The organism is Thermochromatium tepidum ATCC 43061, assembly GCF_009664085.1.
In the GTDB taxonomy this organism is placed as follows: domain Bacteria; phylum Pseudomonadota; class Gammaproteobacteria; order Chromatiales; family Chromatiaceae; genus Thermochromatium; species Thermochromatium tepidum.
This window is the reverse complement of record NZ_CP039268.1, coordinates 2,772,977-2,793,466: the sequence shown is the minus strand read 5'-3', so window position 1 is coordinate 2,793,466 and position 20,490 is coordinate 2,772,977. Positions and strand designations below refer to the sequence as shown.

General features: G+C 65.5%; 13 protein-coding genes. 3 read left to right on the top strand and 10 right to left on the bottom strand.

Translation table 11 applies throughout. The features are described from left to right. Positions 1-507 precede the first annotated feature (507 nt). The 3 genes from E6P07_RS12875 to E6P07_RS12865 all read left to right on the top strand — a co-directional run bounded on the left by E6P07_RS12875 (position 508) and on the right by E6P07_RS12865 (position 10,758). Positions 508-4,095 (top strand): helicase-related protein, encoded by a 3,588-nt coding sequence (locus E6P07_RS12875; RefSeq protein WP_153975972.1) that lies wholly within the window; start codon positions 508-510, stop codon positions 4,093-4,095. A 94-nt stretch (positions 4,096-4,189) separates the two neighbouring features. Then, the gene (locus E6P07_RS12870; protein WP_153975971.1) at positions 4,190-7,450 is read left to right on the top strand and encodes a DUF1156 domain-containing protein; all 3,261 of its coding nucleotides are present in this window, start codon (positions 4,190-4,192) and stop codon (positions 7,448-7,450) included. A 26-nt stretch (positions 7,451-7,476) separates the two neighbouring features. Then, positions 7,477-10,758 (top strand): DUF499 domain-containing protein, encoded by a 3,282-nt coding sequence (locus E6P07_RS12865; protein ID WP_153975970.1) that lies wholly within the window; start codon positions 7,477-7,479, stop codon positions 10,756-10,758. 262 nt (positions 10,759-11,020) lie between these two features. Here E6P07_RS12865 and E6P07_RS12860 read toward each other — a convergent pair whose 3' ends face one another. From E6P07_RS12860 to E6P07_RS12815, 10 genes are all read right to left on the bottom strand, one after another. Further along, positions 11,021-11,449: an SUF system Fe-S cluster assembly protein gene (locus E6P07_RS12860; protein WP_153974117.1), complete on the bottom strand. Its 429-nt coding sequence runs from the start codon at positions 11,447-11,449 to the stop codon at positions 11,021-11,023. Next, positions 11,449-12,813: a Fe-S cluster assembly protein SufD gene (sufD, locus tag E6P07_RS12855; RefSeq protein WP_153974116.1), complete on the bottom strand. Its 1,365-nt coding sequence runs from the start codon at positions 12,811-12,813 to the stop codon at positions 11,449-11,451. Before sufD ends, E6P07_RS12860 begins: the two co-directional genes overlap by 1 nt. Then, positions 12,810-13,562, bottom strand: coding sequence for a Fe-S cluster assembly ATPase SufC (sufC, locus tag E6P07_RS12850; protein ID WP_153974115.1), 753 nt, complete (start codon positions 13,560-13,562; stop codon positions 12,810-12,812). Before sufC ends, sufD begins: the two co-directional genes overlap by 4 nt. Before the next feature lie 116 nt (positions 13,563-13,678). Beyond that, positions 13,679-15,124 (bottom strand): Fe-S cluster assembly protein SufB, encoded by a 1,446-nt coding sequence (gene sufB, locus E6P07_RS12845; protein WP_153974114.1) that lies wholly within the window; start codon positions 15,122-15,124, stop codon positions 13,679-13,681. 192 nt (positions 15,125-15,316) lie between these two features. Next, positions 15,317-16,111 carry a LamB/YcsF family protein gene (locus tag E6P07_RS12840; RefSeq protein ID WP_153975969.1) on the bottom strand — a complete coding sequence of 265 codons (795 nt, stop codon included), beginning with the start codon at positions 16,109-16,111 and terminating at the stop codon, positions 15,317-15,319. Between the two features lie 20 nt (positions 16,112-16,131). Further along, positions 16,132-17,112 (bottom strand): 5-oxoprolinase subunit C family protein, encoded by a 981-nt coding sequence (locus E6P07_RS12835; protein ID WP_153975968.1) that lies wholly within the window; start codon positions 17,110-17,112, stop codon positions 16,132-16,134. Then, a complete protein-coding gene (gene pxpB, locus E6P07_RS12830; protein ID WP_153975967.1) occupies positions 17,109-17,798 on the bottom strand; it encodes a 5-oxoprolinase subunit PxpB in 690 nt (229 codons plus the stop codon). The genes E6P07_RS12835 and pxpB overlap by 4 nt, the downstream gene beginning before the upstream one ends. Before the next feature lie 270 nt (positions 17,799-18,068). Continuing rightward, positions 18,069-19,442, bottom strand: coding sequence for a sensor histidine kinase (locus tag E6P07_RS12825; RefSeq protein WP_153975966.1), 1,374 nt, complete (start codon positions 19,440-19,442; stop codon positions 18,069-18,071). A gap of 25 nt (positions 19,443-19,467) precedes the next feature. After that, positions 19,468-20,145 carry a response regulator transcription factor gene (locus E6P07_RS12820; RefSeq protein ID WP_153975965.1) on the bottom strand — a complete coding sequence of 226 codons (678 nt, stop codon included), beginning with the start codon at positions 20,143-20,145 and terminating at the stop codon, positions 19,468-19,470. Further along, positions 20,145-20,474, bottom strand: a complete 330-nt coding sequence (locus E6P07_RS12815) for a PepSY domain-containing protein (RefSeq protein WP_153975964.1) — start codon at positions 20,472-20,474, stop codon at positions 20,145-20,147. The genes E6P07_RS12820 and E6P07_RS12815 overlap by 1 nt, the downstream gene beginning before the upstream one ends. Positions 20,475-20,490: the final 16 nt, after the last annotated feature.

Sequence of the window (20,490 nt, the reverse complement as noted above, 5' to 3'; positions counted from 1 at the left end):
GCGCGGCATTGAGCCGCCCTTAAGTCGCTTCGATGGGTTCCTGGGCCGAGTGCGCAACCGCTGCTCGTCTCTCCCCAGGCGTGACTTCTGGCGTGCCCCGCCGTCGGTCGCCTTGGGTATCGGCGACAACATGATTGTAGGACGGCTGCGCCGTCCGCGCGATCCTTCCTTGGCCTTCAGGCCAAGGCTTGCCGCGCACCGGGTCAGCCCGCCGCAGGACGTCGGCAGGATCGGTGTCGCCGATGGACATGGTGGCACAACCCAGACTCACCCCGGCCCAGCCATCGCGCAACGCGAACGACCGCAGCGCCATCGTCATCCGGCAGAGAACGCAACAGCGCCTGCAACTGCTCGGGCGACAGAGTCAGAGTCATGGATCCTATGCTTGCGAGCAGGGGGCAGAGAGCCCCTAAGGCCATTCTGGCAAGAGGAAGCCAAGGATCGCGTGTGCTTTCAACCTCTTTATATCGCGTGATATAAAGCCAAGAAACACGTACACGATACCAGATGACCCCCCACGAGATCCGACAGCTTCGCAAAACACTGAGCCTCACTCAGCAGCAGTTCGCCGAGCTGTTGGGCGTCTCGTTCGTCACGCTGAATCGGTGGGAGAACGGTCAATCCAAGCCCTCCGCGATGGGGCAGGCCAAGTTGCAGGCGCTTGCGGGTCGGTCAGGCGGACATTTGGCGGAGGCGGGGGAGCCCAGCGGGAGTACGGCGGCTTCCGACAAGGGCGATGCGACGCCCCGGCTCGATTTCCTGGGGGACGCGAACGCGCTGCGCGTGCTGGTCGAGGGCGAGCGACTGTCCTACGGGCATCTGTTCAACCCGGCGTTCGCGACCGAGATCAGCGAAATCGACCCGCTGCCCCATCAGCGGATTGCGGTCTACCAACGCATGCTGCCTCAGCATCGCCTGCGCTTCCTGCTGGCCGATGACGCTGGCGCCGGCAAGACAATCATGACCGGCCTCTACGTCCGCGAGAGCCTGTCGCGCAGGACGATCCGCCGTGTCATGGTGGTGGCGCCTGCCGGCCTGGTGGGCAACTGGTACCGCGAACTGCACAAGCTGTTCCAGCTGCAGTTCAAGATTGTGACCGGCGGCGACACCAAGGACGGCAACCCGTTTGTCGGCGCCGGCAGCGATCTCGTCGTGGTGAGCATCGACAGCCTGCGCAGCGCCCGGCTGTTCAACGCCCTACGCGATCCTCAGGTCGTGCCCTACGACCTGGTCGTGTTCGACGAGGCGCACAAGCTCTCCGCGAACCGCGATCTGGACGGGACGTTCCGGGCGACGGACCGCTACCGCCTTGCCGAGGCAATCGCTGGCGTGCGCGAGCTGCCGGAGGACTGGCGCATGCCCTGGGCCGCGCACCACCTCCTGCTGCTCACTGCGACCCCCCACATGGGCAAGGAATACCCGTACTACTGTCTGTGGCGGCTGCTGGAGCCCGAGCTGTTCAGCACCGAGACGGCGTTTGCCAAGTTCCCGCGTGAGTCCCGCGACCGCTACTTCATCCGCCGCGTCAAGGAGGAGATGGTCGATCTCCGTGGCAAGGCCCTTTACCCCGAGCGCCTTTGCGACACCGTGAGCTACGACCTCTCCCAGGGGGAAGTCAGCGAACAGGCACTCTACGACCGCACGACGACGTACATCCGCCACTACTACAACCAGGCGCGGCTCTTGAACCGTCAGGCTGCACGGTTCGCCATGACCGTGTTCCAGCGGCGTATGGCCAGCAGCACCTGGGCGCTGCTCTGCTCCTTCCGCAACCGCCTGGCCAAGCTCGACGCTTTGATCGATGACATCCAATCCGGTCGGGTGCCCGATGAAGAGCTGCGCAGCCAGCAAGAGCGCCTGAACCGCAAGGTGCGCGAAGGAAAGCTGGTGGACGTGCTAGCCGCGAAGACCGCCGATGAGGAAACCGAATCGGCAGGCGTCGAAGAGCACGAGGAGAGCGAGGCGGAGGCGCTGGGCGCCTTCATCGCCACCAGCCTCGCGGAGCTCATCGACGAGCGCAACCAGGTGCAGGAGCTGATCGCACTGGCCGAGGCGGTCCACGCCAGCGGACAGGAGTCAAAGTTCGAGCGGATGGCGGAACTGCTGCGCTCGCCGCAATATCGTGACCAGAAGGTCATCATCTACACCGAGCACCGCGACACGCTGGAATTTCTCGTTCGACGCCTCGAAGGCATGGGCTACGCCGACCAGGTGGCCTACATCCACGGCGGCCTGGGTTTCGAGGAGCGCGACGCTCAGGTCGAGCGCTTCCGCCGCCCGCACAACGCCGAGGGCAAGGGAGCGCGCTTCTTCATCGGCACCGACGCGGCGGCCGAGGGCATCAACCTGCAGTTCTGCTGGATCCTGATCAACTACGACGTGCCCTGGAACCCGGCGCGTCTGGAACAGCGCATGGGGCGGATTCACCGCTACGGCCAGAAGCGAGACCGCGTTGCCATCATCAACCTCGTTGCGGGCAAGACGCGAGAAGGCCGGGTCATCAAGACCCTGCTGGACAAGCTGGAGGAGATCCGCAAGCAGCTCGGCTCGGACAAGGTGTTCGACGTGGTCGGCCGCATCTTCGAGGGCATGGCCATCACCGAGTACATCCAGCGGGCCATCGAGTCGGATGACGAAGCGGACAAGAAGGCGCTCGAACTCGCCGGCCAGCTTACACCCGAGCAGATCAAGGCCCTCGAAGCACGCGAGGCGACCATTTACGGCAAAGGCGGCGACGTCCGCATGGGCCTGCCCCCACTGCGCGAGTCCATGGCCATCGAGGAGATGCGCCGGCTTTTGCCGGGGTACGTTCGGCGGTATCTCGAGCACGCCGCGCCGGTCATTGGCATCGACCTTGTCGGCGATCTCGATGGTGTCTTCTTCATCCGGCCACGCAAGCGGGGGGGCCTCGACAGCCTCCTCCCGCTGCTCGAGGCCTACCCAGAGTCGGCGCGCAACCGCTTCACCGTGTACCGCCCGGACGACGGGCGTGATGCTGTCTTTCTGCATCCGGGTGAGCCCGTCTTCGAGCGTCTCTCGGCCATAGCCATTGAGCGCGCCCGTCACGATGCCTTGCGTGGCGCCATCTTCACAGACGTCAGCGCCGCAGCACCCTACCTGTTCCATGTCGCCCGCGTCAGCGTGGAGCGCGGCGTGGATCCCGGCTTTCCCGCGTTTCTTCAACCTGAGGTCATCGAACAACGCCTCGTCGGTCTCAAGCAATACGCCGATGGCCGGCTGATCGAGGCGCCCGTTGAGCATCTGCTGCTCCTCAAACCCGCCGACAAGCCCAGCCCTGGCAGCGTGGTGTTTCTCGCCCAAAGCGACACGTGGCGGTTGGCTGCGCAGGAACACATCCAGCGCAGCATCGTCGGCCAGATGGCTGAGCGACAGCGCATGAAAGCGACCCAGCGCCTCGCGGAGACCCGGGAGTATCTGCAACGGGCGTTCGACTACCAGGAGTCGGAGCTGGCCGCTGCGCGCAAGCGCTTCACCGAGAAGGCCCGTGACGGCAACCGGGCCGCCCATGCAGAGCTGGAGCGGATCAAGGCGCAGCAGAGAAGCCTCGCACAGCGCCGTGAGCAGGCCTTGCTTCAAGCGCGCCGCGAGGTCGAGCTGATCCAGCCTGGCCGCGTGGAAATCCTGGCCACCGCGCTGGTGCAACCCTCTACCGATCCCGAAGACATCAAGGCGCGCGACGCCGAGATCGAGCGCATCGCCATGGAAGTGGCGATCGCCTTTGAATCGGCGCAGGGTGCGGACGTGCGCGACGTCTCAACGCCCGACAAAGCCCGTCTGGCTGGGCTCACCGACTACCCGGGATTTGACCTGCTCTCCAAACGGCCGGGTGAAGAGCGTGGCATCGAAGTCAAAGGGCGTGTAGGCGTCGGCGAGATCGAGCTGACCGAGAACGAATGGGCGCGCGCCTGCATCCTGCGTGAGCGCTACTGGCTGTATGCCGTGTTCGATTGCGGTAGCGCCCAGCCACGGCTGCTGAGGGTGCAGGATCCCTTTGCCAAGCTGATCGCCAAGAAGCGGGGCAGCGTGGCCATCGCGTACCGCGACATTGCCAACGCATCGGAGGACGTCGAATGAAACCGCCTTTCGCCGTTGTCAGTTGCCCGAGTGCATCACGCGTGACGACGGCTTTGTCCTCACCCGCCCGAAAAGCTGGCGTTAGGAGATGCTTATGCCCCTGAACGACAAACGCCTGATTGAGGTCGCCTTCCCGCTCAAGCAGACCTCCATCGACGCGGTGCACGAGAAGAATGTGCGCCATGGGCACATCTCCACCCTTCACATCTGGCCGGCGCGCCGTCCCTTGGCGGCCTCGCGCGCGGCGCTCATCGCCACCTTGCTGCCCGACCCAGGCGACAAAGAGAAGCGCGATGAAATCCTCAAGCGCCTGGGCGGAACGCTCAAGAAGACCACCAAGAAAAAGAAAATGCCCAACGGGCGGGTGGAGGAGATCGACGCCTGGGAGACCGAGGGTGGCGTGCTGCATTGGGGGCGCGAGACCAGTCCCGACCTGGACTGGTTCCGGCAGGAGATCCGCAAGGCCTACGGGGGGCGCGCGCCCCGCGTGCTCGACCCCTTCGCCGGCGGCGGGGCGATCCCGCTGGAGGCGATGCGGCTAGGTTGTGAAGTAACCGCCATCGACATCAACCCGGTGGCCTGGTTCATCCTGAAATGCACCCTGGAATATCCGCAGAAGCTTGCGGGACAGAAGCGGCGGCTGCCGGATTTTGCGCTCCAAGACGTGGCCTTCCTCACCGAATACTTTAAGGCCCGCGGCCTAAGACCTAAGGACGCCGAACGGCGCGCACGGCAAGCGGCGGGCAAGGCGCAAGCGGCACGGCACGACAATCGCGAGTTGTTCGAGGCTCCCGAGGTCGAGGCCGAGGAGCTCGATGCGGACCTCGCCTGGCACGTGCGCGCCTGGGGTCGCTGGGTGCTCAAGGAGGCGCGCAAGGACCTGGCGCGCTTTTATCCCACCTACGCCGAGTATTGCACCCTGAAGCCCTATCGTGTCGTGCCATTGGACATCCACCCCTCTCCCGCAGACGGGAGAGGGGCCGGGGGTGAGGGGTTGAAGCTCGTGCCGATCAACGATGACGGCGAGCCGCAGGTCGAGGTGCTCAACGCCGGTTTCGATACCGCCTACTTGGAAAACCCCGCCAACCCGCGCTGGGTGGCCAAGCCCACGGTGGCCTACCTGTGGGCGCGGACCGTCCGGTGCAAAGGCTGCCGCGCCGAGGTGCCGCTGCTCAAGACCCGGTGGCTGGCGAAGAAAGACCACAAGCGCGTGCTGCTCACCATGCAGCCCCGCGAGGACGGGACGGGCGTGGTCTTCGGCATCGACCCCAACCCTCCGGTCAAAGGCGGCAACGCTGCGCAGAAACGGGAGTACGACAAAAAACTCGGGCAAGGGACCATGAGTCGCGCCGGTGTCACCTGCCCCTGCTGCGGCACGATCATGACGATGGAAGACCTGCGACTGGAAGGCCGCGCCGGGCGGATGGGTGCAGTGATGACCGCGGTGGTGGTTGATGGCCCGGAAGGCAAAGAGTACCGGCGGCCCACCGCGCACGAGATCGAGATGGCTTGCTCAGCGGAGTCGATGCTTGCGGGTGTCTTCGCAGACATGCCTTTCGGACTGCCAGACGAACAGACTCCCAAGGGAGGCGCGGGAGCGGCGCGGGCATTCTCTGTTGACGGCTACGGGCTCGATCAGTGGCACAAACTGTTCACGCCGCGGCAGCTTCTGGCCCTAGGCGTATTCGTGAAGGCGATCCGCGCCGTGCCTGGGGAACTGAGTTTCGCGGAGGCGGAGTGGCGGGAGGCGCTACTTGCGTACCTGTCGATCTTGTTCGACAAGACCGCAGATTACAGCTCCGCCATCTGCACATGGCATAACTCAGGGGAAAAAATAGGCCATACTTTCGCCCGCTTTGCGCTGCCGATGGTATGGGACATCGCAGAACTTACAGCGATCAATGGCGTTGGTGGCGGCTGGCAGGCACAGCTGGACTGGGTTGCCCGTTACATCGAACATGGGCTTTCGGCCGCATGCGGGCAGGCGCAAACGTTGCAAAGATCAGCGACTCAGATCCTCGACGGTGTGTTCGACGTGGTGGTCACCGACCCGCCGTATTACGATGCCATTCCGTACTCCGACTTGATGGACTTCTTCTACGTCTGGCTGCGCCGCACGCTCTGGGGCGTGTCGCCAGAGTTCGACGCCGCCTTTGCGGCGCCGCTTGCGCCCAAGTGGAACCACGATGCCAACGACGGCGAGCTGATCGACGACGCCTCGCGCTTTGGCGGGGATCGCGAGGCGTCCAAGCGCAACTACGAAGCCGGCATGGCACGCGCCTTCAAGGCCTGCCATGCCGCGCTCAGGCCCGAGGGGCGGCTGGTGATCGTCTTCGCCCACAAGCAGCCCGACGCCTGGGAAACGCTGGTCTCAGCGATCATCCAGGCTGGTTTCGTCGTCGATGGCAGCTGGCCCATCCAGACCGAGATGGGCAACCGGATGCGGGCGATGGCCTCCGCCGCCCTCGCCTCCTCGGTGTGGCTGGTCTGCAGGAAGCGCGACCCGCTGGCCCGCGCCGGATGGGACACCCAGGTGCTCAAGGAGATGGAGTCGAGCATCACGACCAAGCTGCGCGACTTCTGGGATGCCGGCATCCGCGGCCCTGACTTCATCTGGGCCGCCACTGGACCGGCATTGGAGTCATACAGCCGCTATCCGGCAGTCAAGAAGGCGTCCGAACCTGGGGCGCTGATGTCGGTCACCGACTTCCTTGGTCACGTGCGCCGCATCGTGGTGGATTTCGTCGTCGGTCGCGTGCTCTCGCACGGGCAATCAGAGCCCGCGCCTGGCGACCACCCGCTGGACGACGTGACGACGTACTACCTGCTGCATCGCAATGATTTCGGCCTCAAGGAGGCCCCTGCCGGCCCGTGCATCCTCTACGCCGTGTCTTGCGGGCTGTCAGAGCGCGAGCTGGCCGATCAATATGAGCTGCTGGCCAAGAGTGGTGGGGGATCCCAAGCCGAGGACGCGGAGCCCGCGGACGACGACGAGGACGGCGATGCCGAGGAAGCCGCAGCAACCGGCGGTGGTGGCAAGTACAAGCTCAAGGACTGGCGCGCCCGCAAGCACCGCTCGCTGGGTGTGGAGACCGCGAGTGGACGCGCGATTCCGCTGATCGACCAGGTGCACAAGCTGATGCAGCTGTGGGTGGCCGGCGATGTCGTCAAGGTCAACGACTACCTCGACAGCCGCGCGCTGCGCCGCAGCCAGGTGTTCGCGCAGTTGATTCAGGCCTTGATCGAGAAGAGTCGCGCTGAAGGCCGCACAGACGAGTGCTCGATCCTGGAGCGCTTGCAGAACTACCTGCGCTCTGTGGGTAGCACCGCACAAGCGCCGCTCGGGCTTGAGTAAAGAGAAGCAGGATCCGGAGAACAACGATGGCCAAGACCACCACCAAACCCTGGCACCAGGTCGTGCAGCTGCGCGACGACATCACCAATCAAGAACTGTCGCAGAAGCAGTTTGCGGCGGATTTGTACGACGTGGTGATGGGGCGCAACCCCGGCGTCTATCACGATGCGAAGGAGTTCTTCGCGCTCACGTACCCCACAGTCAAGCTGCGCGATCTGGCGCGCGATGTCACCTGGCGCCTTTCGGGCAAGTCCGAGAAGGCCGTGCGCCAGTTGCACATGACCTTCGGCGGCGGCAAGACCCACTCCTTGATCACGCTGGTGCACTTGGTGCGCGATCCCGCGAGCCTGCCTGACATCCCGGCGGTGCAGCAATTCAAGGCGCACTGCGCACTCGAAGGCGGGCTGCCCAAGGCGCGCGTGGCCGCCGTGGTGTTCGACCGCCTGGATGCCGAGAAGGGCATGGAAGTGACTGCGCCCGATGGCAGCGTGGCGACGGTCAAGATGCCGTGGAGTGCGATTGCCTGGCAGCTGGCCGGCACTGCGGGCATGAAGTTGCTGAAGGATGACGGCACAGAACGCGCGACTCCGCCGGCCACCGGGGTGATGGAGGATCTGCTCAAGCTCGCGCGCAAGGATGGGGCCGGCGTGCTGATCCTGTTCGACGAGGTGCTGTGGTTCGTCCGTGTGATGGCAGATACCGATCCCGCGTGGATTGGCCGCGTGCGCGAGTTCATGCACAGCCTGACCCAGGCCGTCGCCAAGGTACCGCAGTGCTGCCTAGTGGCCTCGTTGCTGGCATCGGACCCCGGCAAGATGGACGAGCTCGGCAAACAGATCAGCAAGGAACTCTACGACGAGTTCAAACGCGTGGCCGATGAAGGCATCCAGCCCGTCGAAAGCCAGGACGTGCCCGAGATCCTTCGGCGCCGGCTGCTCAAGCTGGAGAGCTACACCGACCGCACGCAGTGGCCCAGCCAGGTCTTTGGCGCACTCAATGGCGTTCAGAGCATCGACGAGTACACGGCGAAGAACCGCGCGGCTGAGGAGAAGCGATACACCGACGCCTACCCCTTCCACCCGGCCTTGATCGAGACCCTGTACCAGAAGTGGACGCAGCTCGAAGGGTTCCAGCAGACGCGAGGCATCATCAAGACCCTGGCTTCTGCACTGCGCGACGCGGTGAAGTGGGACCAGCAACCGCTGATCGGCGCCCAGATCTTCCTGGTGGAACCGAAGTCGGAAGGGCTCAGTGTGGCCGCGCGCGAGCTGGCCAACGTGGCGCAGCTGGAGCAGTACGAAGGCCGCCGGCAGAACTGGACGGCCATCCTGGAGGCCGAACTTGCCCATGCACGCAAGGCACAGGACGGTCTGCTGGGTGTCCAGCACCGTGAGATCGAGCAAGCGGTGATGGCAACGTTCCTCCACTCGCAGCCCATTGGTCAGCGCGTGACCACGCGCGAGCTGAAGGTATTGATTGGCGTCGGATCCCCGGACCGCATCGAGTTGGACAAGGGGCTTTCGCGTTGGTCAGATGCCTCTTGGTATCTCGATGACACGTTCACCGGCGACCGTGAAGGTGGACTGCCCAAGGTATGGCGCCTCGGGTCCAAGCCGAACCTGAAGCAGATGCACCACGACGCGCGCCAGAACGTGAGCTCGACGGCCGTGGAAGAAGTTCTGGAGGCCGAAATCGCCAAGGCGAAACAGCTCGCTGAAGGCGCTCGCACGCTGGGTGCCAAAGTCCACGTGCTGCCGGCGCGTCCAGCTGACATCGAGGACGACGAAGACTTCCACTACGCCGTGCTCGGCCCCAAGGCTGCGTGCAATGGCAAGCCGGGCGCCGAGGCCAGGCGCTTCATTGACGAGACGACGGGCCCGGACAGGCCGCGTGCGAAGAACCGTAACGCCGTCGTGCTGGCGGTACCGTCCAAGGACGGCATCGACGTCGCCCGCGAGAAGGTGCGTGACCTGTTGGGCTGGGAGAAGGTACGCGAGATGCTCAAGGAGCGCAGCGACATCGACACCGCAACCACCGCGCGCCTGGAAGCCAATATTCGCGCAGCCCGTGGGGAGATGGGGTCGCAGGTCATCATGGCCTACTGCATCGCCGTCACGGTCAACGACAGCAACGAAGTGGCCGCATACCGGATCAACGTCGACAACGACCCGCTCTTCCCCAAGATGGTCGCGGACAAGCGACTGCGGATCGAGAGCACCGCGGTCAACGCCGAGGCGCTGCTGCCTGGCGGGCCGTTCGATTTGTGGGCGGATGGGGACAAGGCGCGCTTCGTGAAGGATCTGGTCGGCGCTTTTGCGGCGACGGCCAAGTTGCCCAAGATGCTGAACCGGGCGGCGATCCTGGAGACGCTGTTGCAGGGCTGCGAGGCGGGCGAGTTCGTGCTGCGGGTGACGCGTGCCGACAAACCGACGCGCACGTTCTGGATGTCCCGTCCGGACGACAACGCCGTCAACGACCTGAGCCTTGAAGTGGTGCTGTCTGATGCGGCCGTACTGTCCGAACTGGATCCGCAACTGCTGGCCCCTGGGCGGCTGCCGTGTCTTTGGGACAAGGAGCCTCTCACCCTGGCCGATCTTTCGGCCTACTTCTCAGGCAAGCACTTCGTCGAGGTCGACAAGGGTGGCTATACCGAGAACCTGTTGATTCCCGAGGCCACGGCGCAGGCGATCACCGACGCAGTGGCGGCCGCCGTCAAGAGCGGCCGCGTCTGGTTGGTGAACGGGACGGTGAGCGTGCTGGCCGAAGACGTGCCCGCGGGATTCGTGAACGACTCGGCACAGCTTTTCGCGCCGCCACTTCCGCTCGCGAGCGTTGATGTGTTGCCGGCGCAGCTGCCATCAGCGTGGCAAAACGATGCGACCAACGCGCATCTCATTCATGCAGCGCTCTCGTCGAAGGGGGACAAAGTGCTGCCTTGGACGCGTGTCGCCGCGGCACTCGATGAGGCCTTCCGGCTGGGGCTGATCGAACGGACCCTCGACTCGGGCCCCTGGCCCTGTGATCTGGGCGGTGCGGCGGCGGTCAAGATCGTGGCGCGCAAGAGCGAGGACAAAGATCCGCCTCCGCCCAAGCACTACGGATCGAAGGCGGCCAGCGCGGATCTCCAGACGCACGAGGTTCAGGACCTTGCCGACCACATTGACGCGCTGCGCGAGGCCACTGCGGGCCATCCTCTGCGCATCCGGGTGACGGTGGAGATCGGCGAAGCGGGCAAAGTCGAGCAGGAAGTCATCGAACGGGTCAATGGCATCCTGGGCAAGATCAAGGCGGGCTGGAAGGTGGGCTGAGGGACAAGAAGAGAGGAGGACGGGAAGACGGTATCTACAATAGCCAGCACTCACCTTGGTTGGACCGAGAACCTGAATAGTTACCGGGCCAAAAGGCTGCCACACGCCTTGAGCGGTCCGTGAACGCTAGGGCGATTTCAAGCCCTGGCCCTGTCAAGGTGGGTCTCGGCAAAACGGGTCGGCGGCTCTGTAGGGGCGCCGTAAGGCGCGATCCACATCTTAAAGGGCCGGATTAATCTATTTGGCGGGTGTCTGAGGCGACTTACATCAACCCAAGCTGCAAGCGCGCCTCGTCGCTCATGTTGTCGGCGCTCCAGGGTGGATCCCAGACCAGTTCAACCCTGACCTGCCCGACACCCTCGACCTGTTCCACGGCGCGCTTGACCATCAATGGCATCATCCCGGCGACTGGACAGCCGGGGGCGGTCAGGGTCATCTCGATCGCCACATCGCCCTTGTTGTCGATGTCGATGCGATAGATCAGGCCCAGGTCATAGAGATTGATCGGGATCTCGGGGTCATGGACGCGGCGCAGCGCGGCGATGATCGGCTCGCGCAGTTCCTCGGGGTCCAGGCGCGCCACTGGGACCTCCTGGTCTCCGGCCTCCAGTGCCGCCCGTTCTTCTCTCTCCGCGGCGTCCGGTCTTTGTTGATCTCGGCCGAAACCGGCAAAGCGGGCCAGTCTGTTCATCACGTCCTCCGCGAAACATCAGGCGCAGGCTCAAAGGCCCCATCGTCGGATGCGCCTGAGCCACTCCCCTCATCCAGCCGTTGTTCGATCACCGCGGCCACCTGCCCACGCACGGCCTCGCTCCCCAACTGGTCGATGATCTCACCCGCAAAGCCGAGACATAGCATCCGCTGCGCCTGGGCCGCGTCGATGCCGCGCGAGCGCAGATAAAACAGCAGCTCGGGCTCGAGCTGGCCGACCGTGGTGCCATGACTGCACCTGACGTCATCGGCCTGGATCTCGAGCTGGGGTTTGGTGTCGATCTCGGCCTGCTCGGAGAGTATCAGATTGCGGTTGGACATGGCCGCATCGCTCCCTTGGGCGCCCTTGGCGACCAGCACCCGTCCATCGAACACCGCCCGCCCCTGCCCGATGAGCAGCCCCTTGAAGCCCTCCGCGCTGCGACAGTGTGGGACGGCGTGCTCGATGTCGAGGTGGTAGTCGAGCAACTGACCATCGCCGGCCAGATAGAGCCCCTGCAACACGGCCTCAGCATGCTCGCCCCGAAAACGGGTGTTAAGCTCGGTGCGCGCCCAGCGGGCGCCCAGACCGATGTGGAGACCCGCGTAGTGGCTGTCGGCGTCCTGGACCACATAAACACCAGCGAGATGGAAGGCGTTGTGCCCCTCCATCTGTAACCGTTCGTGTCTGAGTCGGGCCGCGCGCCCGAGCGCGACCTCTATGACCGCATTGGTGCAGTAGGGTGAGGCGCCCAGGCCGACATAGCGTTCGATCAGGGTCGCCTGGGCACCGGCCTCGAGCTGCACCAGATGGCGCGGCTGGGCGACGCGCGGCTCATCCAGCCCGACCGAGAGCTGGATGAGTTCGAGCGGGCGCTCAAGCCGCACCCCGGCACCCAGCCATACCACCAGACCATCGTCGAGTCCGGCGGTATTGAGCAGGGCGAAGTAGGCGTTGGATTCACCGCGCACCGCATCGAGCCGATCGCGCAGGGATTCGGGATCGCGCCCGAGCCAGTCGCGCAGTCCGCCAACCCGCGCCCCGTCCGGAAGCTCATCCAGGGCCGAGAGCTCGGGGGCGAAACGGCCATTGACCAGCACGACGCGATGGGCGTCGAGGCCCGGGATCAACACCGCCGCGAGGTCCTCGGGCCGAACCGCGCTCGGCGGCGCGTCGATGGCCCGGAACCGCTGTTCGAGCAGACCCTTGAGGCTGGTGTAGCGCCAGGCCTCCTGTTTGGAATGCGGCAGCGCCTGGGCACTCAAGCAGGCACGCGCCTGCTGGCGACGCTCCTTGAGCCAGTCCGGGCCTGCATCCGGCGCCGGCAACCAGTGTTCGAGACCCTGAGCCAAGGGGGCGTTCATGCGGCCAGCTCCGCGTCGATCCAGCCGTAGCCCTTCTCTTCCAGCTCCAGCGCCAGTTCCTTGCCACCCGAGCGGATGATGCGACCCTGCGCCAGGACGTGCACATAGTCCGGCTGGATGTAGTCGAGCAGACGCTGATAGTGGGTGACCAGGATCATGGAGCGCTCGGGCGAGCGCAGGGCATTGATGCCCTCGGCCACCCCGCGCAGGGCGTCGATGTCGAGCCCCGAGTCGGTCTCGTCGAGGATGGCAAGCCTGGGTTCCAAGAGCGCCATCTGGAAGATCTCGTTGCGCTTCTTTTCGCCCCCCGAAAAACCGACATTGACCGGGCGTTTGAGCAGGGATTCGTCGAGATGCAGGACCCTGAGCTTGTCCTTGATCAGACGCAAAAAGGCAACGGCGTCGAGTTCGGGCTCGCCGCGCGCCTTGCGCAGGCTGTTGAGCGCGGCCTTGAGGAAGGCGGTGTTGTTGACGCCCGGCAGCTCGACCGGGTACTGAAAGGCCAGAAAGAGTCCGAGCCGGGCCCGCTCCTCGGGTTCGAGCGCGAGCAGGTCCTGTCCCACGAAGGTCACGGATCCGGCGGTGACCCGATAGCCCTCGCGTCCCGCCAAGACGTGGGACAGGGTGCTCTTGCCCGAGCCGTTCGGCCCCATGATGGCATGGACCTCGCCCGACCCGACCTCTAGATCCAGCCCCTTGAGGATCTCTTGATCACCCACGTTGGCCCGCAGGCCCTTGACAGACAGCATCACAGCTTCTCCAGCAATCAATTCGACGGGCACCAGGCATGAGAGGCTCAAACCGCAAAGGACGCCCAGCACACGGCGTCTCGATCCTTTGCACCCGGTGCGGTTCAACACCGTGCTCAGCCGACCGCACCCTCCAGGCTGAGGCTCAGGAGCTTCTGGGCCTCGACCGCAAACTCCATCGGGAGCTCGTTGAAGACCTCCTTGCAGAAGCCATTGACGATCATCGACACCGCGTCCTCTGCGCTCAGACCGCGCGCGCGACAGTAAAAGAGCTGATCCTCGCTGATCTTGGAGGTGGTGGCCTCGTGCTCCATCTTGGCCGTGGGGTTCTTGACCTCGATAGCAGGCAGGGTGTTGGCGCTGCAACGGTCGCCAATCAGGAGCGAGTCGCACTGGGTGTGGTTGCGCGCCCCCTCGGCGCGCTGGCCGATGCGTACCAGCCCGCGATAGGTCTGGACCCCCTCGCCCGCCGCAATGCCCTTGGAGACGATGGTCGAGCGGGTGTTCTTGCCGAGATGGATCATCTTGGTGCCGGTGTCGGCCTGCTGACGCCCCTTGGTGACCGCCACCGAGTAGAACTCGCCGATCGAGCCGTCACCGCGCAGGATGCAGCTCGGATACTTCCAGGTGATGGCCGAGCCGGTCTCGACCTGGGTCCAGGAGATCTTGGAACGCGCGCCCCGACAGTCGCCGCGCTTGGTGACAAAGTTGTAGATGCCGCCGCGCCCCTCGGCATCGCCCGGATACCAGTTCTGCACCGTCGAGTATTTGATCTCGGCGTCTTCCATCGCGATCAGCTCAACCACAGCAGCATGGAGCTGGTTCTCGTCGCGCTGAGGCGCCGTACACCCTTCTAGATAGCTGACAGAGCTCCCGGCCTCGGCCACGATCAGGGTGCGCTCAAACTGGCCCGTGTTGCGGGCATTGATCCGGAAATAGGTCGAAAGCTCCATCGGACAGCGTACCCCCTCAGGCACATAGACAAAGGTGCCATCGCTAAACACCGCCGCATTGAGACAGGCATAAAAATTGTCGGTATAGGGCACAACCGTGCCGAAATAACGCCGGACCAACTCAGGATACTGCTGCAACGCCTCGGACATGGAACAGAAGATCACCCCAGCCTCGGCCAGGGTCGCGCGAAAGGTGGTCGCCACCGAGACGCTGTCAAACACCGCATCCACGGCAATCCCAGCCAGCGCCTTCTGTTCCTCAAGCGGGATGCCGAGCTTGTTGTAGGTCTCAAGCAGCGCCGGGTCGATCTCATCAAGGCTCTTGGGACCGTCCTTGGGTCGCTTGGGCGCCGAGTAATAGGAGATGGACTGAAAGTCGATCTGGGGATACCGGACCTTCGCCCAGTGGGGCTCGTCCAAGGTCAGCCAGTGCCTGTAGGCCCTCAGACGCTGCTCGGTCATGAACTCAGGCTCGCCCTTGCGCATGGAGATGGCCCGCACCACCCCCTCGTCCAACCCCGGCGGTAGGGTGTCGGACTCGATCTCGGTCGTAAAACCATGCGCGTATTCCGACTTGACGATCTCTGCAACAGCTGGGGCTCCGCTCATGACTCCTGGCTCCGCGTTCTTGAGTGATGTTCTAGGCCTCGCATATGCGACCGCTCGGATTGGAATCAACGTCCCGCACCCTGGGTGCTCGATGCTATATAGCCCAGTCTTGGTGCGGGCCACCGATCCGACCGCCCAGGGCCCATCCGGTCTGGGATCTCCCACCAACAGGGGGCGCCCATCCCGGATCGATCAGGGTCGCCGCGCCCTGGGTCCTGCGACCGGACGGAACCCGATCCCCTGGGCGCCCAGTCCCTGACGCAGGGCACGCGCGTATGCAGGCGCCTGGGGGCTGTCGCCGTGAATGCAGAGGGTATCGACGTGTAGCTTGACCAGGGTCCCATCGCGGGCGATGACCTCGCCGTGCACGATGAGCCGGAGCGCCTGGGACAGCGCCTCGGCTGGATCCTGGATCAGGGACTGGGGATGCCGGCGGGGGGTCAGGGTCCCATCGGGCTCGTAACGACGATCGGCGAAGCCCTCGCATGCGTATCCGAGTCCGGCGGCGGCGGCGGCATGGAGGAGCGCCGAGCCAGGTGGCCCAATCAGGATCAGGGATGGATCGAAGGCGCGCACCGCCGTGGCGATGGCCTGGGCCTGCTCGGGGTCGGCTGCGGCCTGATGGTAAAGGGCCCCGTGGGGCTTGACGTGCGCCAGGTGCCCCCCGGCGGTACGGACAAAGGCCTCCAATGCACCGAGCTGGTAGAGCACCAGATGCTCCAGCTCCTTGGGGGCCAAGCCCATGGTCCGACGCCCGAATCCTTGGCGATCCGGGAGCGAGGGATGGGCCCCCAGGGCCACACCATGCGCCAGGGCGAGTTGGACCGTCTCTGCCATCACATCCGGATCCCCAGCATGACAGCCGCAGGCGATGTTGGCCGAGGTGACCCACTCGAGCACCGCGGCGTCCTGCCCCAGGCGCCAGGGGCCAAACCCCTCGCCGATATCGACATTGAGATCGATGCAGTAGTCGGTGTCGGTCGGCATGACGGCGATGCGTTTTAGGTCTAGGTGGGCGGTAGATACGACTCCAGGGCCAGCTCTAAACGTTGGAGCGCGGCGAGCGAGCGCCGATACAGGGCCTGAGCGCGCGCCACCGTGATCGGCTCGAACCGCACGGTATCGCCGGGTTTCAGATGGGCCAAATAGGGATGATCGACACTCGCCACCGTCCCCAGGACGGGATAACCGCCCACGGTCTGGCGGTCAACCCCCAACAGGATCGGCTGTCCATCGGGCGGTAACTGTAGGGTGCCATGGGTGACACCGGCCGACACCCGTGCGCCGGCCTCAGGGAGGGTCAGTGCCGGCCCCTGGAGACGCAACCCCATGCGATCGGCCGCCGGATCTATGCGATAGACCCCAGACTCCAAGTCAGCGCGCCCCTGGCTTGGCAGCGCCCACCAGTCATGGTCTGGCACCAGACGCAGACGGATGGGGGGCTCAAGCGCCAGGCCATGGATCCAGTTCACGCGCCAGGATGGCGCATAGGGCCGGGCAGGCATCCGCGGTGCCGGCCAGGGGCTCGGCCCCAGGGGCAGATGGTCACCGCGCCGCACTGGTCGACCATCCAAACCGCCGAAGCCAGCACGGACATCTGTAGCACGACTGCCGAGGATCGCATCGACCATAAAACCACCGCCGAGCGCCAGATAGGCGCGGCAACCGCGCCGCGCCTCTCCGAAATTGAGCCTCGCCCCTGCGGGTACCCAGACCGGACACCAGGTCGGCAGCTCCTCCCCATCGAGTGTGGCGGAGAGGTCCGCACCGGTGAGCGCCATCCAGCTCCCCCGTTCAACGACGAGCCTCGGGCCCATCAGGGTGATCTCCAATACCGCCGCCGTGGCCGGATTCCCGACCAGACGATTGGCGACCCAGGCCGCATAGCCATCCATCGCCCCACCTGGGGTGATCCCCAGGTGCTGGAGCCCCGGGCGCCCCTGATCCTGTAGGGTGGTGTAAAGCCCAGGCTGTTCCACGACGATCATGGGTCGCTCTGCCGTTTGAGCTGGTCGAAGGTGTCGGCGTCGATCGCCACGAAGCGGACCTGATCGCCCGGCATCAAGGTACAGGGGGTCGGGCGCCGAGGATCGAATAGGACCCGGGGGGTCTGCCCGATGAGTCGCCAGCCACCCGGGCTGGCCAAGGGATAGACCCCGGTCTGGAGCCCCGCGATCCCTACCGCCCCTGGCGGTACCTGGGGACGGGGTGTCTCCAGCCGGGGTGTGGCCAGGCGCGGATCCAGGCCGCCCAGATAGGCGAAACCGGGCATGAACCCCAGGAAATACACCCAATAGTCAGGCGCGGTGTGATAGGCGATCACCTGGGCCGGGTCGAGTTGGCAATGCTGGGCGACCTGCTCCAGATCCGGCCCATGCACACCGCCATAGCACACCGGGAGGGTGACCAGGCGCGGTTCTGGTTCCAAGGCTAGGGCCTCGTCGCTCGCGGCCAGGGCGGGTCCTAGGGCCTCTTCCAGCGCCTTAAGGGTCCAGTAAGCCGGATCATAATGCAGGGTCAGGCTGGCATAGGCCGGCACCCGATCGCTGATGCCGGGCAGGTCCGCCACCGCCGTGGCCAAGGCCAACACCCGTCGATTCAGCGCCGGATCAATCCGATCGCCGAAGACAATCCGCAGGGCACGATCACCCAGGGGGTACAGGCGAGGTCTCAAGCCGTTGCTGCCTGCTGTGGTCACGGATCAGGGGCCATCCAGGGTCAATGCGGGATCGATGTCCGATTATATTCGGCCGTGTTCGTCGTTGTATGAGTCCAATCCCTTTGGCGCGAGCCCCAGGCGTTCATCCTCGGCGTTGGGGGGCAGTCGATCCGGGTCGGTGCGTGGCGCCTCTTGTCAGGGGCTTTGGCGATGAGGCGTCCGAGGGGTGGAGACGCTAGGCAGGTGGATGCCGTGCTGGGGCACTAGGGCTCAAGCAGCGCCTGCTCAGACCGTCGCCTCCGGCAACCTGACCCACACCAGCAGGCCGCCCAACTCGGCGCGTCCAAAGCCGAGTGTACCCCCATAGGCCTCGACCAGGTCGCGCACGATCGCCAAGCCGAGCCCAGTTCCAGCCGCGCGCTCATCGAGCCGCAGACCGCGCTCCCCAAGCCTTGGCCAGTGTTCCGGGGGCACCCCGGGGCCATCGTCGGCGATCCGGATCTCGACCTGTCGCCTGGTCCCAAGCGGCCTCGACACCTGGATCTCGACCCGTTCGCGCGCCCACTTGGTCGCGTTCTCCAGCAGATTACCGAGCAGTTCGAGCAGATCCTCCGCCATCAGGGCCACGGCGACCTCCTCGGGGGCGAGGATCCGCCAGTCGAGCCCTTCGCCGGCGGGGGTACGCCCCAGGGTGCGCCTCAGGCGTTCGAGGCTTGCGACGACCTCGGCGCGTGCGGCATGCGGCGGATGGCCAGCGCGCACCCGGGCGCGGATCAGCTCGCGTTCGAGGCGCCGACGCATGGTCAGGGCCAGTTGGTCCAGGTCAGCGGCCAGGTCGGGATGACCGGCCTGGCGCAACCGCTCGGCATCGGCGGCGAGCACACCAAGCGGGGTCTTGAGTCCATGGGCGAGGTCGGCGATCCAGGCCCGCGCCCGTTCGACCGAGCGGTCACGCGCCTCCAGCAGGGCATTGATCTCGGCGATCAGCGGGCGGACCTCGGCGGGATCCGTGACGGTGAGCCGGGCGGCACGACCGGTACGGATGGCGCCGATCTCATGGCGCAGCGCCTCCAGGGGGGCAAGCCCGGTCTGGATCTGGATCAGTGTGGCCAGCAGGAGCAGGAGCGCGATCAGACCTAGATAGGGGCGCATATCGGCGGCGAAATTGGCGCGCGCGGCGCGCAGCTCGGCGCGGTCCTGGGCCAGGATCAGGCGCAGCGCGACCGGCTCGGGCCGTGCCTCGACCCGGATGCGCCGCTCGCGTACGAGGAGCGACTGTCCACCCGGGCCGGGCAGGCGATGGGCGTGGATCTGGCCTAGGGCGAGCCCGTCATCGGGGAGGACCAGCACCTCGTCCCACAGCGAACGTGAACGCAGGACCCCGGGCCGACCAGGACGGTCGATCTGCCAGTAGTGACCGCTCAGGGGCTGAGCGAAGCTCGGATCCCGGGGCTCCTGGGTGAGACGGATCGCGCCATCGGGCGCGATCGCCACGGCGGCGGCGAGCTGATTGAGCCGCACCTCCAGTTCAAAGCCGAGATGACGCTCGACATGGCGCTCGAAGAGATTGGCCAGACCTATCCAGGCGATCAATATGGCCAGCGTGATCGAGATCAGGGCGCCGAGCCAGAGCCGTGTCCGCAGCGAGCAGGGTCTCATGCAATGCCGGCCCCAAGGCCCGCGATCATGAAGACGACGAGGCGTCATCCGTCTCAACCAGATAGCCGAATCCGCGCCGGGTCCGGATCAGTTCGGCCCCCAGCTTGCGCCGTACCCGCCCGACCAGGACCTCGATCGCGTTGGACTCGCGCTCGAAGTCCTGGGCATAGAGCTGCTCGGTCAGCTCCTGTTGCGAGACGACGCGTCCGGCCTGCTGCATCAGATAGCTGACCAGGCGGTATTCCTGGGGCGAGAGATGGATGGGGACCCCATCGCGGCTCAGGGTCTGGCGCCGGGTGTCGAGCCTAAAGGGGCCATGGACGAGCACGGGCGCCGGCTGGCCGGCGGCGCGACGGATCAGCGCCCGCACGCGCGCAAGCAGTTCCTCGAACTGGAAAGGCTTGGGCAGATAGTCGTCGGCGCCGGCCTCGATCCCCTCGACGCGCTCGGTCCAGTCGCCGCGCGCGCTCAGGATCAAGACCGGCAGCCGCTGATCGGCGGCGCGCCACTGGCGCAGGACCGAGAGCCCATCGAGTCCCGGTAGCCCGAGATCCAGGATGGCGGCGGCATAGGGTTCAGTGTCGCCCATGAACCAGGCCTCGCGCCCGTCGCGTGCGCGCTCGACCAGGAAACCGGCGGCGGTGAAACCGGCCGTCACTGTCTCGGCGACCTGGTCGTCGTCTTCCACCAACAGTAGCCGCATCAGTCATCGTCCTCCAGTTCCAGGATACGTCCATCCTGGGCATCGACCTCGACTTCCAACCGCCGCCCGTCGGCGGTCAGGATCTTGAGTTCATAGATCCAGACCGGCTGGCCGGCGCGCCTCCCGCGTTCAAGTTCGATCCCGATCACCTCGCCGGGTACCTGGGCGCCGATCTGGCGCAGGATCTCAGCGATCGGTCGAACCTCGCCGCGCAGACGCGCCGCGCGCGCGCGCTCGTGATCCGCCTCCGGGTCGGCCGTCACCTGAAGGCTGACCAGGCCCAGAAGGGCGATGAGGAGGACAGCGCGCGGTGTGGCGGTCGGTGTCATGGTGTGGTGCCTGGGG